Annotated in this window: 13 protein-coding genes; 9 read left to right on the top strand and 4 right to left on the bottom strand. The window is 38.1% G+C overall.

Going from position 1 to position 15,056, the window contains the following annotated elements; all coding sequences use genetic code 11:
* The 4 genes from RTK36_RS15440 to RTK36_RS15425 form a co-directional block, all read right to left on the bottom strand.
* Positions 1-1,225: HAD-IC family P-type ATPase (locus RTK36_RS15440; protein WP_312048124.1), on the bottom strand; the 1,225-nt coding region annotated here is incomplete at its 3' end.
* 9 nt (positions 1,226-1,234) lie between these two features.
* Complete coding sequence (locus RTK36_RS15435; RefSeq protein ID WP_312048123.1) at positions 1,235-1,456, bottom strand: cation transporter; 222 nt, start codon at positions 1,454-1,456, stop codon at positions 1,235-1,237.
* A 22-nt stretch (positions 1,457-1,478) separates the two neighbouring features.
* Positions 1,479-1,787 carry an ArsR/SmtB family transcription factor gene (locus RTK36_RS15430; RefSeq protein WP_312048122.1) on the bottom strand — a complete coding sequence of 103 codons (309 nt, stop codon included), beginning with the start codon at positions 1,785-1,787 and terminating at the stop codon, positions 1,479-1,481.
* Positions 1,788-1,966: 179 nt separating this feature from the next.
* Positions 1,967-2,326: an ArsR/SmtB family transcription factor gene (locus RTK36_RS15425; protein WP_312048121.1), complete on the bottom strand. Its 360-nt coding sequence runs from the start codon at positions 2,324-2,326 to the stop codon at positions 1,967-1,969.
* Positions 2,327-2,951: 625 nt separating this feature from the next.
* Here RTK36_RS15425 and RTK36_RS15420 point away from each other — a divergent pair.
* The 9 genes from RTK36_RS15420 to RTK36_RS15380 all read left to right on the top strand — a co-directional run bounded on the left by RTK36_RS15420 (position 2,952) and on the right by RTK36_RS15380 (position 15,034).
* Positions 2,952-3,452, top strand: coding sequence for an RNA polymerase sigma factor (locus tag RTK36_RS15420; protein ID WP_312048120.1), 501 nt, complete (start codon positions 2,952-2,954; stop codon positions 3,450-3,452).
* A gap of 630 nt (positions 3,453-4,082) precedes the next feature.
* Entirely contained in the window at positions 4,083-4,295 is a 213-nt protein-coding gene (locus RTK36_RS15415; RefSeq protein ID WP_312048119.1) for an SHOCT domain-containing protein, read from the top strand.
* Between the two features lie 80 nt (positions 4,296-4,375).
* On the top strand, positions 4,376-5,968 hold the full coding sequence (locus tag RTK36_RS15410) for a recombinase family protein (protein WP_312048118.1): 1,593 nt from the start codon (positions 4,376-4,378) through the stop codon (positions 5,966-5,968).
* A gap of 6 nt (positions 5,969-5,974) precedes the next feature.
* Entirely contained in the window at positions 5,975-6,946 is a 972-nt protein-coding gene (locus tag RTK36_RS15405) for a recombinase family protein (RefSeq protein ID WP_312048117.1), read from the top strand.
* The gene (locus RTK36_RS15400; RefSeq protein WP_331655091.1) at positions 6,894-7,679 is read left to right on the top strand and encodes a recombinase family protein; all 786 of its coding nucleotides are present in this window, start codon (positions 6,894-6,896) and stop codon (positions 7,677-7,679) included. Before RTK36_RS15405 ends, RTK36_RS15400 begins: the two co-directional genes overlap by 53 nt.
* A gap of 77 nt (positions 7,680-7,756) precedes the next feature.
* A complete protein-coding gene (locus tag RTK36_RS15395) occupies positions 7,757-8,530 on the top strand; it encodes an AAA family ATPase (protein ID WP_312048125.1) in 774 nt (257 codons plus the stop codon).
* Positions 8,531-9,445 carry a ParB/RepB/Spo0J family partition protein gene (locus RTK36_RS15390; RefSeq protein ID WP_312048116.1) on the top strand — a complete coding sequence of 305 codons (915 nt, stop codon included), beginning with the start codon at positions 8,531-8,533 and terminating at the stop codon, positions 9,443-9,445.
* An 87-nt stretch (positions 9,446-9,532) separates the two neighbouring features.
* Entirely contained in the window at positions 9,533-10,654 is a 1,122-nt protein-coding gene (locus RTK36_RS15385) for a DUF6017 domain-containing protein (RefSeq protein WP_312048115.1), read from the top strand.
* A gap of 183 nt (positions 10,655-10,837) precedes the next feature.
* Positions 10,838-15,034, top strand: a complete 4,197-nt coding sequence (locus tag RTK36_RS15380; RefSeq protein WP_312048114.1) for an S-layer homology domain-containing protein — start codon at positions 10,838-10,840, stop codon at positions 15,032-15,034.
* Positions 15,035-15,056 lie beyond the last annotated feature (22 nt).

Here is a 15,056-nt window from a genome sequence, read left to right as displayed (position 1 = left end):
CCGGAATATTAAATCTTGAAAGCATTTTATCATTTCCGGCGGCAATCTGTTTTCCATCAACCGTTGCAATGACACCATGCCCAGCTATTTCTTCCACTTCTGTGATTAAATTATTGTTGATTTCTTTACCATATGAATCTTTTAAAGAAATAGAAATTGGATGATTGGAATAGTTTTCTGCATATGCAGTTAGTTCTAATAATTCACCAGATGAAATTCCTTGAGGAACAATATCTTGTACCTTAAACACTCCCTTGGTAAGGGTTCCTGTTTTGTCAAATACAATTGTTTCTGCCTGCGCTAAAGCTTCAAGGTAGTTGCTTCCTTTAATTAAAACACCATTTAAAGAAGCAGCACCTATTCCACCAAAGAAGCTCATTGGCACTGATATAACAAGGGCACAAGGACAGGAAATGACAAGGAATGTGAGAGCACGATATACCCATTCAGAGAAAGTTGCTCCAGGAATTACCAGAGGCGGTAAAATTGCAAGAAGTGCTGCCAATATTACCACTACTGGAGTATAGTACCTTGCAAACTTTGTAATAAAGTTTTCGGAGTTAGATTTTTTACTGCTTGCGTTTTCTACCAAATCTAAAATTTTGCTTACTGTTGATTCACCAAATTCTTTAGTGACTCTTGCAGTAATAAGTCCATTAATGTTAATACAGCCGCTTAAAAGCTCCCCATCTACTGTAACTTCACGGGGAACAGATTCACCTGTCAATGCTTTTGTATCAACCATGGAACTACCTTCAATAATAACAGCATCCAGAGGGATTTTTTCGCCAGCACGAATAATGATTGTTTCTCCAATTTGAACTTCATCAGGATCAACTTTTTGTATTTGCCCATCACGTACTACATTTGCATAGTCAGGTCTAATATCCATTAGACTTGCTATGGATTTTCTTGATTTATCTACTGCATATGTTTGGAAAAGCTCTCCCACTTGATAAAAGAGCATTACGGCAACGCCCTCAGGGTACTCTCCGATAATAAATGCACCAATTGTAGCAATACTCATCAAAAAGTTTTCGTCAAATACTTGACCCTTTAGAATGTTCTTTACCGCCTTCAGTACGACATCTCCGCCGATAATTATAAAGGACGCTAAAAAGAGCCCTAATCCAATAGCGGAATTATTTGCCTCTACATACAAAGCGGTAGCAAAAAGAGCCGCTCCGATAATAATTCGAATGAAACGTTTCTTATTAGCGTCCATATCATCACCTTACGCTTTCTTAACTTCTACATCTGGTTCTAGCTTTTTAACAATAGCTGTCGCTTGTGAAATAACTTCGTCCATCTTTGAATCATCTGCCTCTAACACCATTTTAGTTGTCATAAAGTTTACGTTTGCGGCAGTAACACCAGGGATTTTTTGCACAGCGTTTTCAATTTTTGCTGCACAGTTTGCACAGTCAAGACCAACAAGTTTAAATGTTTTTTTCATTTTAGATACCTCCATAAATTGTTTAATTCATAAATAGTTTTATCAAGTCGATAACAGTTTTATCCGATATGCTATAAATAATATGTTTACCCGTTCTTCGACTTTTTACAACATTTGCATGCCTCAAAATACGTAAATGGTGTGATAAAGCAGATGAATTGGTTGATAGTATACTTGCCAACTCACCAACACAACATTCCTTTTCAGAATATAGCGTCCAAATAATTCTAATTCGTGCTTCTTCCGAAAGAATTTTGAATTTTTCAGACGCATTGAGAATAATTAAGTTTACAGCATCATTTTGATGTGAATTGTCAAAGTGGGTGCTCAAAGAATATCCTCCTTTCATAAAAATCTTCATTTTAATTAGTTGAACAATCACTCAACTGTACCTATATTATAGTTGAACAATCACTCAACTGTCAAGAGGATATTTGTAAAATTAAAAAAATAACAAAGACACGCAACTTCTGATGCGTGTCTTTGTTATTTAAATATAAATTTGTAGTTCTATTTATGCGAATGTCCTACATGTAATTTGGCAAGTTCTATAATTTCTGTAATATGCTCATCATCTAAGCTATAAAAAATATTTTTACCATCACGTCGTGATTTTACAACATGAAAATCCTTCATTGTTTTAAGTTGATGAGAAATAGCTGATTTTGTCATACCCAAAGTTGCGGCTAGGTCACAAACACACATTTCTCTGCGATCCAAGGCCCAAACCAAATTTATGCGAGTTGGATCACCCAAGACTTTAAAAACAGATGAAATGGCACTAAGCTCTTGATTATGAAGCATAGTAGCTTTAGCATCCTTAACAACTTCTTCATGAATAATATTGCATTCACACATCAATTTGTCCATCTATTCTCCTCCCTTCCTAGTTCTATCCTATAGTATAGTTAATTACCTACTCAACTGTCAAATAAATATCTGGAAAATCATAATATTACCATATTTGAAAGGTATATTTCTCTTATATAAACTGGTATTAGATATACTTAATATTCAATTGTGCAATAAACGTGAATTAATCTCAGCTTTGTAACAATATAGGTATTGTATCGGAACAGAGTGAATCATTAAATACAACGATAAAACAAGATTTCATAATATAGAAAAAGTCATATATATAGTAAAAAATGGTCGTATTTGTGTTTGAATACTAAAGTTATTTGCATTGTTTTTTCATACTTGCAATTTCTCAATACAATGAGGAATTATGACGGCCAACCTCATAGCTGACCGCCAAAGGCAGGAATAGCTCCTCAAAGGAGGTATTCCCATGTCCTATGCAAATAGACCACCTACCAATCGATACATAGAATTTTATATAGAAACAAAAGACGTTCCAACTCTTATACACAGAGTTGGGGCGTCTTTTTGTTTGTACATAGTAACGATACAAAACGGTGTTTTTTACTGCCGTTCCCCTCCGCTTCTGACATTTTGACAACTAATCAAAATTCAGAAAACGGAGGAAAGCCATATGGCAAATAATTTAGATCAAGATCAAATTAGATTTCCTAAGAGAAGGAAATCCAAGGATAATCCCTACACCATTGGATATGACAAAAATCAAAAAAGTTATTTTTTGAACTTTCCAAATGCAAGTGGAATCGTGCAGCAAATTTATATCGGCCAAGAACTGTATGAAACCTTTAATGGCTTTGAGCTTGAAGATTTAGCCCAGCTAAACGAACAGGAGCGCCATATTGATGGGACGGAGCTGACTGAGGAATATTTGTATCAAAAGCTAACTGTTTTACCCAATGAGGTAGAGGAAGCGATTGATAGAAAGCTCTGTGCGGAAACTATACAAAAAGCGATTAAAACTTTATCCCCTACGCAGCGTAGGCGCTTGATTTTGTACTACTTTGAGGGATTAACTTACGAACAGATTGCAAAGATTGAGGGCTGTAAATATCAGTCTGTGCAGGATGCCATAAAATTGGCAGAAGAAAAAATAAAAAAATATTTCTTAAAATAGCCCTGTGTTTTGCTTTGGAAGTGAGGTAGTAAGTGAAGGGATATTTCTCCCTTATCTGTTTTGGTTTCAAAACAGCCCCTGTACCTTGACAACTTCATATCCGATTTCATAAATACATTAGCTGATGAGCCGGAAACGGACAAGCAACATAGGCAGGAGCGCCAAGACCACCTGTAGGGAAAGAGATGAAATGCGAAGTCACTTACTTGCTAACTGTTCGTTCAGACTTCTTATTTTCCTATCAAAGACGGCCAATAAGAAGGTGCATAGCGGAACCCTCCCGACCTTAAAACAATCTGTGGTAGATTGTTTTGCCATAACCTCATCAGCCTACAATGATACTTCTGTCCAGCCACAGACTCACGCAATGGGGGCAGCCCGGAGAGATCCTCGGGGAGGTGAAAGTCCTATGACGAAAGCTGACCACTTTCGGTTTATGAAATCGCCCTTTGTGCTGGGGATGGTAGTGTCCAGGTACAGCACAAAATAAATTGACTTAATGTCAGAAGCAATGGGGATTGCTCTAAGCTTTTGCCACTTGTAGCAAAAATGATTACGGCAAATAGAAAAAATGAGCAGTCCCTATTTTTGTGATATTAAGAAAGTAAATAACGATTGGAGGAAATATATATGAGTTTTGATATTATGAAAATTGGTGCAGAGCTTGCTAAAGAACACTCCATGGATCATGTGCAATCTAAAAAAGAAGTGGAATACAAGATGTCTATTAAGCTACTGGATATTCTCAAACGCAGAGGTATTGTAAATGATGTTGAATATGACCAAATTGATGAACTCAATCGCCAATCCTTCTCTCCAGCACTTAGCAAAGTATATGTGTAAAAACACTAGCTATATAAAAAAGCTTGTGGTATTGTGTGTTACTAACAGAAGATAAACTTCTGGGAAAGGAGGAAAAATAGATGGCGAAAATAGTAAAAACCATAGAGCCGGTAAGACAAAAAGTGCTTCATGAGCTACGGCCCAAGAAAAAGGTATGTGCCTACTGCAGAGTAAGTACAGACTCAGCAAAGCAGCATACTTCCTATGTGGCACAGACAGAATATTATCAGCAATATATTCAAAGTCGGGAAGAATGGGAGTTTGCAGGCATTTTCGCAGATGAGGCAAAAAGTGCAACCAAGGTCAAAAACAGAAATGAATTCTTGCGAATGATAAAGGAATGTGAAAAAGGCAATATTGATATGGTCATCACCAAATCCGTCACAAGGTTCGCAAGAAATACCGTAGACAGCATCGAAACTATTCGAAAACTCAAGGCACTTGGTGTAGCAATCTACTTCGAAAAGGAAAACATGAATACCATGTCGGAGCAAAGTGAGCAGATGCTGACCATACTAAGTTCTATCGCACAAGGTGAATCAGAAAGTATCTCTACCAATAATCGATGGGGTATCCAAAAGCGATTTCAAGATGGCACTTACAACCTTGGGTGTGTGGCATACGGATATACCAAAGATGACGATGGCAAAATTATCATCAAAGAAGATGAGGCAGAAATTGTACGCAGGATTTATGACGAATACCTGTGTGGAAGGGGTAGCTATACCATCGCCAAAGGTTTAAACAACGATAACATACCAACCATCAGAACTGCTGAAAAATGGAGTGATGGTGTAGTCAAAGAGATTCTGCAAAATCCAATCTATGAGGGCGAACTACTACTACAAAAGACTTATACCACAGAGGGTCTCCCCTTCACTAAAAAGAAAAACAAGGGTGAGGTGCCCATGTACTCTATTAAAGATAATCATCAAGCAATCATCACAAAACATCAAGCTGACCGAGTAAGAGAGATTTACGAATATCGTAGGATACAGATGGGCATAGATGATAGTGGTAAAAACCTAAACCGGTATGAATTTAGCAGTAAAATCATCTGCAAAGAATGCGGTGGAACCTTCCGTAGACAAAAAATCTATATCGGTAAGCCTTATGAAAAAGTACAATGGAGCTGTATTACTCACATAGCAAACCATAGCAAATGCTCTATGAAAGCAGTCAGGGATGATATGATTAAAGCGGCGTTTCTAACCATGTGGAACAAGCTAGTTAGCAATTACAGTGAAATCCTTCATCCCCTCTTAGTTACACTAAAAGCTCTAAGAATCAATGAAGAACAAGAAACACAAATTATAGAACTACAAAATAAAATTACGGAATTAACTGAGCAGAGTCATATCCTTAGCCGAGTTGTGCGAAAGGGATATATTGACTCTGCTATTTTTATAGAAAAGCAGAATGCTCTGAACATAGAGATTGAGGAATACAAGAAAAGGAGAAATGCTCTGTTAGATAGCAATGGCTTTGAAAAAGAAATAGAGGGCACCAACAGAATCCTGCAAATTCTCAAGTATAATCCCACTATTATGGATGAGTACCAAGAAGAACTTTTTATCTCTACAGTAGATAAGGTTTTCATCGGCAAAGATGGAGGCATGACCTTCCGACTCATCAATAACCTTGAGCTAACAGAATATATAGAAAAGGGGTGAACTGATATGCAAACCCATATGCCAATCGGCTATCAAATGATAAATGGAGAAATTCACATAGATGAGCAAAAGTCAAAAACAGTTCAGTGCATTTATGAGGACTATGTTTCGGGAAAGTCACTGTTAGCCATCGCAAAAAAACTACGGGAAAATGGAATCCCTAATGCTAATAACAAAACAAACTGGACCCATGGTGCAGTAGGCAGAATCCTTGAAAATACAAAATACTTAGGCGATGACTTCTATCCCCCATTGATTAACAAGGAGCTGTACGATAAGGCTCAAGTCAAACGAAAGCAGACAGAAACCAGACTGGGAAGGACAATCCAGTGCAATAGCATGAAAAACCAAGGGGTTCTAGCCAACAAAGTCTTTTGTGGAGAATGTGGAGAACCCTACCGAAAATATACGGAACATTGCGGTAAACCATGGGAAAAGGTCAGATGGAAATGTAAGAAGTATATTTACAATAACCGAGTCCTATGCAAAAACCTGTTTTTTACCGAGGACGAACTAAAGGGCGTTTTCATATCTGCAGTAGGAAAATTGATGTCAAAGAAGTATCTACTGGATGAGCCAAAGAAAAGGCAGCCAATACAAAAAAGTGCGGAACTGCAAGTAATAGAAAATCGGATAATAGAGCTTGAGGAACAGGAGCAGTTCTCCTCCAAAGAACTGGCACAGCTTATATTCAAACGAGCCGAAATGACCTATCAAGCTTCTAAGATAGATGATTACGAACCATGTACACAAAAAATCAAAGAATGTCTGCAAGATATCCGTGAGCTGACAGATTTCGATGAGGAACTATTTAAGGCGATTGTAAAGAAAATCATAGTTTATCACGATGGCAAGGTGGAAACAGAATTTATCAACGGTCTAAGAATCAGTGAAATTTTAGAGTATAAACGAAAGGATGAGGGCGATGGCAATACAAAAAAAGACGGTGGCAATTATACCACCGCAAATGAAATATGATAAACAACTTCGGGTGGAGCAGAAAACCTTGCGTGTAGCCGCCTACTGCCGTGTAAGTACTCTTCTAGAGCAACAGGAAGGAAGTTATGAAGCACAGGTAGACTACTATACCAATAAAATAAATAGCAATCCCAACTGGAAATGTGCGGGGATATTCGCTGACGATGGTAAAAGTGCAACAGGAACAGCCAAAAGAGATGACTTTAATGCACTAATAAATGCCTGTATGGAAGATAAAATAGACTTGGTACTCACCAAATCAGTCAGTAGATTTGCAAGAAACACGGTAGATGCCTTACAAAATATCAGAAAACTCAAAGAGAAAAGCATCCCAATCATATTCGAAAAAGAGGGCGTTAATACCATGGAAAGCGGTGGTGAGCTACTCATCACTATCTTAAGCAGTCAAGCCCAAGAGGAAAGCCGTAACATCAGTGAAAATACAAGATGGGGTGTTACCCGTAGATTTGAAAATGGGATAGTACAAGTCAATCACAAGAAGTTTTTAGGCTATACCAAAGATGAAGACGGTAACCTCGTGGTAGTACCAGAAGAAGCAGTGATAGTAAGACGGATTTTCCGAGAGTATCTTGAGGGCAAAAGTAGTATTAATATAGCCAAGGGGCTTGATGCCGATGGCATACTAACGGTAACAGGTCTTGACCACTGGCATCCAGGAACTATAGACAAAATGCTATCAAACGCTTGTGTTATTATAAGCATAACCCAATAAACCCAGTAACAATAAGGTTTTCAAAGGTTATGCTTATTTTATTTCCCCAAATTAAAATAACACTAAGGAGATTACATATTATGAAAACCATAGCAATAGTAAATCAAAAAGGCGGTGTAGGTAAAACTGTTACAGCAGTAAATCTAGCTATTGGACTTGCTAACGAAGGCAAAAGAGTGATTGCTATAGACCTTGATGCACAAGGTAGCTTAACGGTCAGCTTAGGTTATAATGAGCAAGATAAAATGGATACCACCGTTTCTACAGTTCTTGAGAAAATTATTGAGGACAAACCAATCGCACCTAGCGAGGGTATTTTACACCACGAGGAAGGTATCGATCTGCTACCTGCTAACATAGAATTATCTGGACTTGAGGTTACTTTAGTCAACACAATGAGCCGAGAAAGCGTGTTGCGTGAATACCTTAAAGTAATTAATAATGACTATGATGTGGCAGTCATTGATTGCTCTCCGTCATTGGGTATGCTAACCATCAATGCGCTCACCTGTGCAGACGAAGTCATTATTCCTGTACAGGCACAGTATCTTTCCATTAAGGGTATGGAACAGCTTTTTAGAACTATTGGCAGAGTACGAAAGCAGCTTAATCCCAAACTTCAAATTGGTGGTATATTGATTACTATGGTGGATATGAGAACCAATTACACCAAAGATATTATAAATCTCCTACACGATACTTACGGTAGTAAAATTAAAATTTATGACAGCATTATCCCACTCTCTGTAAGAGCTGCCGAAATGAGTGCTGAGGGTAAGAGCATTTATCTTCATGATCCAAGCGGTAAAGTTGCTATTGCCTACGAGGGACTTGTTAAGGAGGTCGTATAAATGAAAAGTAGTGCAAGTAAAATCAAAATGACTTCCTTCGATGACTTATTTGGGGATAATGAAGAAACTACATCTTTTGAAGATACAGCCAACCGTATACAACATATAGAAATATCAAGGCTGTTACCTTTTGCCCATCACCCATTCAAGGTGCTTGATGATGGAAAAATGGAGGAAACCAAGGAAAGCATCGCAAAGTATGGTGTCCTTGTCCCTATCATTGCAAGACCTAAAGCGGATGGAACTTTTGAAATCATTGCAGGTCATAGAAGAAAACGAGCCTGTGAGTTGTTAGAAATTAAAACAATACCTACCATGGTGCGTGATTTAGATGATGAAGAAAGCACCATCATAATGGTAGATAGCAATATCCAAAGAGAAAACCTTTTGTTTTCCGAAAAGGCTTTTGCCTACAAAATGAAGTTAGATGCCATAAAAAGTCAAGGAAAACGAAATGATTTAACTTTAGCACAAGTTGTGCCAAAGTTATCAGCTAGAGAAAAAGTTGCTCAAGATGCTGGTGTGAATAGAATGGAGGTTACACGCTACATTCGCTTAACTGAACTCATTGCTGCCCTCTTAGACATGACAGATGAACGTAAAATTGCTTTTAATACTGCGGTGGAAATTTCCTATCTAACCCAAGAGGAGCAGGAAATACTGCAATCAAAAATAGAAGAATTGATGATTATCCCTTCTATGGCACAGGCTACCAAGCTGAAAAAATACAGCAGTGAGGGCACTATAAACGAAACCGTTATCGACGCTATTCTTTCTGAAACAGCAGATAAGCCTGTAACCGTCACCTTAAAAAGCGAAAAGCTAACCAAGTATTTCCCTAAAAACTACTCTAAAGAGCAAATAGAAGATGTTATTACTATCTTGCTTGAAAAGTGGCACAGTGAACACAAATAAATGAATATGAATTTGTAATGTCCCCTTGACTGATTTAATTCGGCCAGGGGATTTTTCGTTTATAGATAAAATCCAGGAGGACTTAAAATGACTGATTTAAAACTTAATTATCATTACGGAAATGAAGCTGAACAATATTCTTTTTATCGAATACCTAAGATACTTTTTATCGATGAACGATTTAAAAGCCTATCCATTGATGCAAAAATGCTTTACGGACTTATGCTTGACAGAATGGCGTTATCCGTTAAAAATAACTGGTTTGATGGTGAAAATCGTGTATACATTTATTTTACACTTGAAGATGCCTGTGCCTTTATGGGCCAGAGTCAATCTAAAATGGTTCGTATTATGGCAGAGCTCGACGATAAAAAAGGCATTGGATTGATTGAACGTAAAAAGCAAGGGCAAGGTAAGCCTACAATTATCTATGTCAAAAATTTTGGATCTTTAGTAATGGAGAAAGACCGCAGTCCTAAGACAGTATTGAAAAAATTCAGTAAACCTAACTTTATAGCAGAAGATAAGACTTCCGATAATGACAAGTCTGAACAGGAAAATATCGATGAAACTGGCATAATACAGCCTTTACCTGTGGATGCCTCTGTGGATAAATGTGACAGTACAGGTGATTTTTCTCGTGTTACATATGAACCGAAGATGCAGACTTCTGAATATGAAAGTTCTTCACTTAACAAAAAAGGAAGTCAAGACTTTTCAAAATGGAACACTAATAATACTAAGATTAACAATACTGATTTGAGTGATACTGACTCTATCGATCTATCAAAAGGGAGGCAGACACAAAAGGAAGGCGTGACAAGCTCCCCAATAGTGATTGATAGGATAGAAGAAAGAAAATTGTACGGTGAAATTATCAAAGAAAATATCGGGTACAATCATTTTGTAGAAAAAAAGCCTTATGATACAGGTGAAATTAATGGAATTGTGGAATTGATGCTTGATATTGTGTGTAGTAATGCACAGACTACCCGCATAGCTGGACAGGATATTCCAACGACAGTTGTAAAAAGCAGATTTTTGAAATTGGACAGTAGCCACATTGAGTATGTGTTTGACAGTCTTTCCAAAAACACTACAAAGATAAATAACATTAAGGCATATCTGTTGACAAGCCTATATAATGCACCTGTTACTATGAGCAGCTACTATTCGGCCCTTGTCAATCACGATTTATACGGCAAATAAAATACAATTAGCTGAGCACAAAGCTATCTTAACCATTTTCGGTTAGATGGCTTTTTTATATATAACAACATCAAGAGGGGAGGTTCTTTTATGCAGAAATATCTTTTATACAGATTGGTGATACCGCCTTAATGTTCAAGAATAGAAAAAGTTAAAAAAATTAATTTGAAAAGGAGTTTTTTGATGAGACTAAAGTTGAATAAATTAACCCAAGTCATATTGATTGTATGCTTGGTGCTAATGAGCTTAACTGGTTCAGCATTTGCAATGCAAAAGATGTTCTCGGACAGTGTGGGGCATTGGGCAGAAAACATTATCAATACACTTGCGGCAGAAGGTGTTGTAAGCGGATATCCTGATGGACTGGTTCACCCCGATGCTACGATTACGAGAGCAGAGTTTTCGGCATTAGTGGCACGGAACACAAACAGCACTACCACAAATGACAATAACCTTGATGTTGAGTTTAGTGACATTAAAGGTCATTGGGCTGAAAAAGAAATAAATCATCTTATTCTTTCTGACATAATTGAGCCAAATGATTACGGCAGTAAATTTTCCCCTGATGAACCTATTACACGCTATGAAATGCTCCGTATGCTTGTAAGAACATTAGGTAATGGTTTGCATGAAGATAACTGTAAATGCGAAACAGGCTTTACAGACCTTGAAGCAGTATCGAAAACACAGCTTGAATATATCTGTATTGCAAAGAAATACAGCATTGTAGACGGTTTTCCTGATGGAACTCTGAAACCTTTTTGTAATGCAACCAGAGCAGAAGCCTTTGCTATGCTGTTAAACCAAAACAAAGCCGATAAAAAAATAAATGGGGAATCAGTGGGCAAGGAATTCGTTGATAAGGAACAGAAACAGCAGGGGGATGAAAAAAATAAGCCTACAAAACCATCAAGGCCTTCAAGTGGTTCTTCCTCCAGTGGCGGTAGCAGTAGTGGTGGGAGTGATAACACTACCCCTGTTTTTAGCTTTGATTTACAACAAGCTGTTTATGTTGGAGATACCTTAAGGGTTGCTACTGATAGTAAATATGTAACTACTGTTACTTGGTCTTTAGAAAAAGACAGTGTTACCGTTGCCTATGACAAATTCTTGGACGGTGTACTTGGCAATAATGGTGGAAGTATCAAAGCAAAAGAAAGTGGAAACTACACATTAATTGCCACAGCCAAAAACAGTCAAGGAAAAATCACGATCGCCAGAAATAGTTTTACAGTATATGCAGTAGTTACAGTACAACTGGATGCACCAAAGATTAGTTATACCGACAGGGAAGTTGATATAGATTTTGTCTCTGAAAATCTTGGTAGCAATGCAGTAAAATGGACCATTTCCAAAGATGGGACTGTCGTAAATATTGATGATGTAATAGACGGAAAACTTGGTGACACAGGTGGTTCTGTCTTTTTTAGTGAAAAAGGGTTATATACCGTAACAGCTTCGGTGGTAGATGGTATGGGCAACCCTAGTTCAGCTTCAGCAGAAATTACGATTTATTCTAAAGTTTTACTTAGTATGGATTTGCCAAACAACACCTATACTGATAAGCCTGTTTGCATTGATGTAAATTCCCAGAATGCAGATATGCTGAAAATCAACTGGGAGTTATCCCGTAATGGTACAGATGTCATAATTGACGAATACATTGAGGGCATTTTAGAAGACGGTGAAAATATCCGTTTCAAAGAAAAAGGTGTCTATAAGCTGACAGCTTCCATTACCGACGATAACGGTCGTAAATATTCGTGCAGTATAGATATTACCGTATACCCTGTTGGCTTTGCCGGGTTTTATTTGCCGGAGATATTCCACACCGACGACTTGGTTATGGTAGATACCAATTTTGCTGAGATTGGTAATAGTACAGCAAACTGGGTACTTAAAAAAGAGGGTAAAGTAGTTTCTATGGCTGAATTTATCGAGGGTACACTTGGTAATGACGGTGGCTCTATAAAATTCATAAAAGCCGGTAAGTACACACTTTCCGTATCCTTTAGCGATGAGGGTGGCAGAGCATACAGTTATGAGCAAAATTTTCAAGTGTTTGCAATTCCTGTTGTAACCTACAATTTACCGAAATTTGCTCATACGGATAAAGAAATCGAGATTACAACAACATTTGTAAATGTAGGCGATTTGGAAATTGAGTGGCTTATCGATAATACCTACGGGTATCAAGATTGGAATACCTATGTTGATGGGAACTTGGATAACAATGGAGGTAAGATTTATTTCAAACGAGCCGGTGTTTATGAGTTGGTGGCAAGAATTACTGACCAAACTGGACGAGTATTCCTATTTGAGCCCAAAGATAAAATTGAGATTTTTCCTGTTTTAGATTTTGGATTTACACTTCCAAATCTTGCCTATACCGATACCGTGCTTGATTTCAGAACCCACGGAAACAATCAAGTACTGCCTGTGGACTGGACAATTACTAAGGACGGAATTGCAATAGTGTTTGACAGTGCGGTTGATGGCACACTGAATGCTAATGGCGGTAAATTCCGTTTCAAGGAATATGGCACTTATGTTTTAACAGGCACCATGACAGATTACCTTGGTCGTGAGTTTTCTCACAGCGAAGAAATAACTGTTATGCCATTTGTTGAATTTAGCTTTTCTGTACCAAACAGTATCCACTATGGAGCAGATTTTGAGGTTACCATAGATAATACCCTTCACGCTGATATGTATGATGTGAACTGGGTATTGAACGATAAAAACGGTGTAGTAACCTTTGAAGGTTCTCTTGGAGATGATGGTGGTACAATGGCTATTGACAAGCTGGGAACATTCACATTAACAGCAACCATTACCGATAAAGAAGGAAGATTGTTTGCTTACAGCGAAAATATTGAGGTGCTAAACACCGCACCCAGTAAGCCAGTTGTTACAGCCGAATCAACTAGAACTACGAAAGATAACAACTTTTTAGTAAAGATCAGTGCCATTGCCACGGACCCGGATAATGATGAAATTACGTTTGAATGGGACGGAAGAACCGCAGATGATTATTATCCTGTTGGTATACATGAAATTCGAGTAAGAGCAAAGGATATTGCAGGAACATACTCTGAATGGGAAAGTATTACCTTTGAGGTTACCAATCATGCACCTACAGTTACGGTGACAGCAGTTCCTACAAGAACCACGAAAAACGGTAATTTCTTAGTAAATATCTCTGCTATTGCAAATGACGAAGATAATGACAAAACCACGCTTGAATGGGATGGACGTATGGCAGACGATTACTATTCTGTTGGTAGCCACACTATTAAGGTAAGAGCGAAAGATATTGCAAATACCTATTCCGAATGGGAAAGCGTAACTTTTGATATTATGAATCATGCACCTACGGTTACAGTGACAGCGGTACCTACAAGAACTACCAAGAACGGAAATTTCTTAGTAAATATCTCAGCCACAGCAAATGATACTGACGATGATGCAACCACTCTTGAATGGGATGGACGCACAGCGGACGATTACTATTCCGTTGGCGCCTACACTGTTAGAGTACGAGCAAAAGATATTGCTGATACCTATTCCGAGTGGCAGACTGTTACTTTTGAGGTTGTCAATCGTACGCCTATGGTTACAATGACAGCAGTGCCTACAAGAACTGCAAAAAACGGAAAATTCTTAGTTACAACTTCTGTTGCTGCTACGGATGCAGATGGGGATAAAACAACACTTGAGTGGAGTGGTAAAGCAAGTGATGATTATTATGCAATTGGTACTCATACTATCAAGGTTAGAGCAAAAGATGAGGCCGGGGTTTATTCAGAATGGGTAAGCCAAACATTTACGATCAACAATTCAGCACCAACTACACCGGTGATTACAAGAACCCCAAATGGTAATTGTGTAGACCCTGGAAGTGCCGTTACAATCTCAGCAAGCAGTACCGACCCCGATGGAGATATGGTCACATATATTTGGGAAGGACGAGATAGTGAACGACAGGCTTATCCTCTCGGTAAAAATGTGGTGCGCGTAAAAGCTGTAGATGCTACAGGTGCTGAATCGCCTTGGGCTGCTATTGTATTCTTTGTAGCAGATGCAACCAGTGGAGGCGGTATGACTTTAACAGGACCCGACTCTACTATTAATGAAAATGGTCTTGAGGGTGCAACTATCACTCAGTATACTTTTACAGTACCTCCAGTTGATGGGCATAGTGGTAATGACTTTGGTCGTGTTCGTGGTTACAATGTAAAAACCAACCAATGGGATCAATTAAGTTATGGTACTACAAGTAACGGAATTACCTTTACTAATACGCTTGACGCAGGTACTTATTCAAAATTGGAGTTTTATTACTATACAAATCATAATTGTAGTGCGACACGTTCCTAACTGAAAAGGTTAGGCATCGATT

This window comes from Anaerotignum sp. (assembly GCF_031981185.1).
Lineage (GTDB): Bacteria > Bacillota > Clostridia > Lachnospirales > Anaerotignaceae > Chakrabartyella.
The sequence above is the reverse complement of the archived record's forward strand: the minus strand, read 5'-3'. Positions and strand labels throughout refer to the sequence as shown.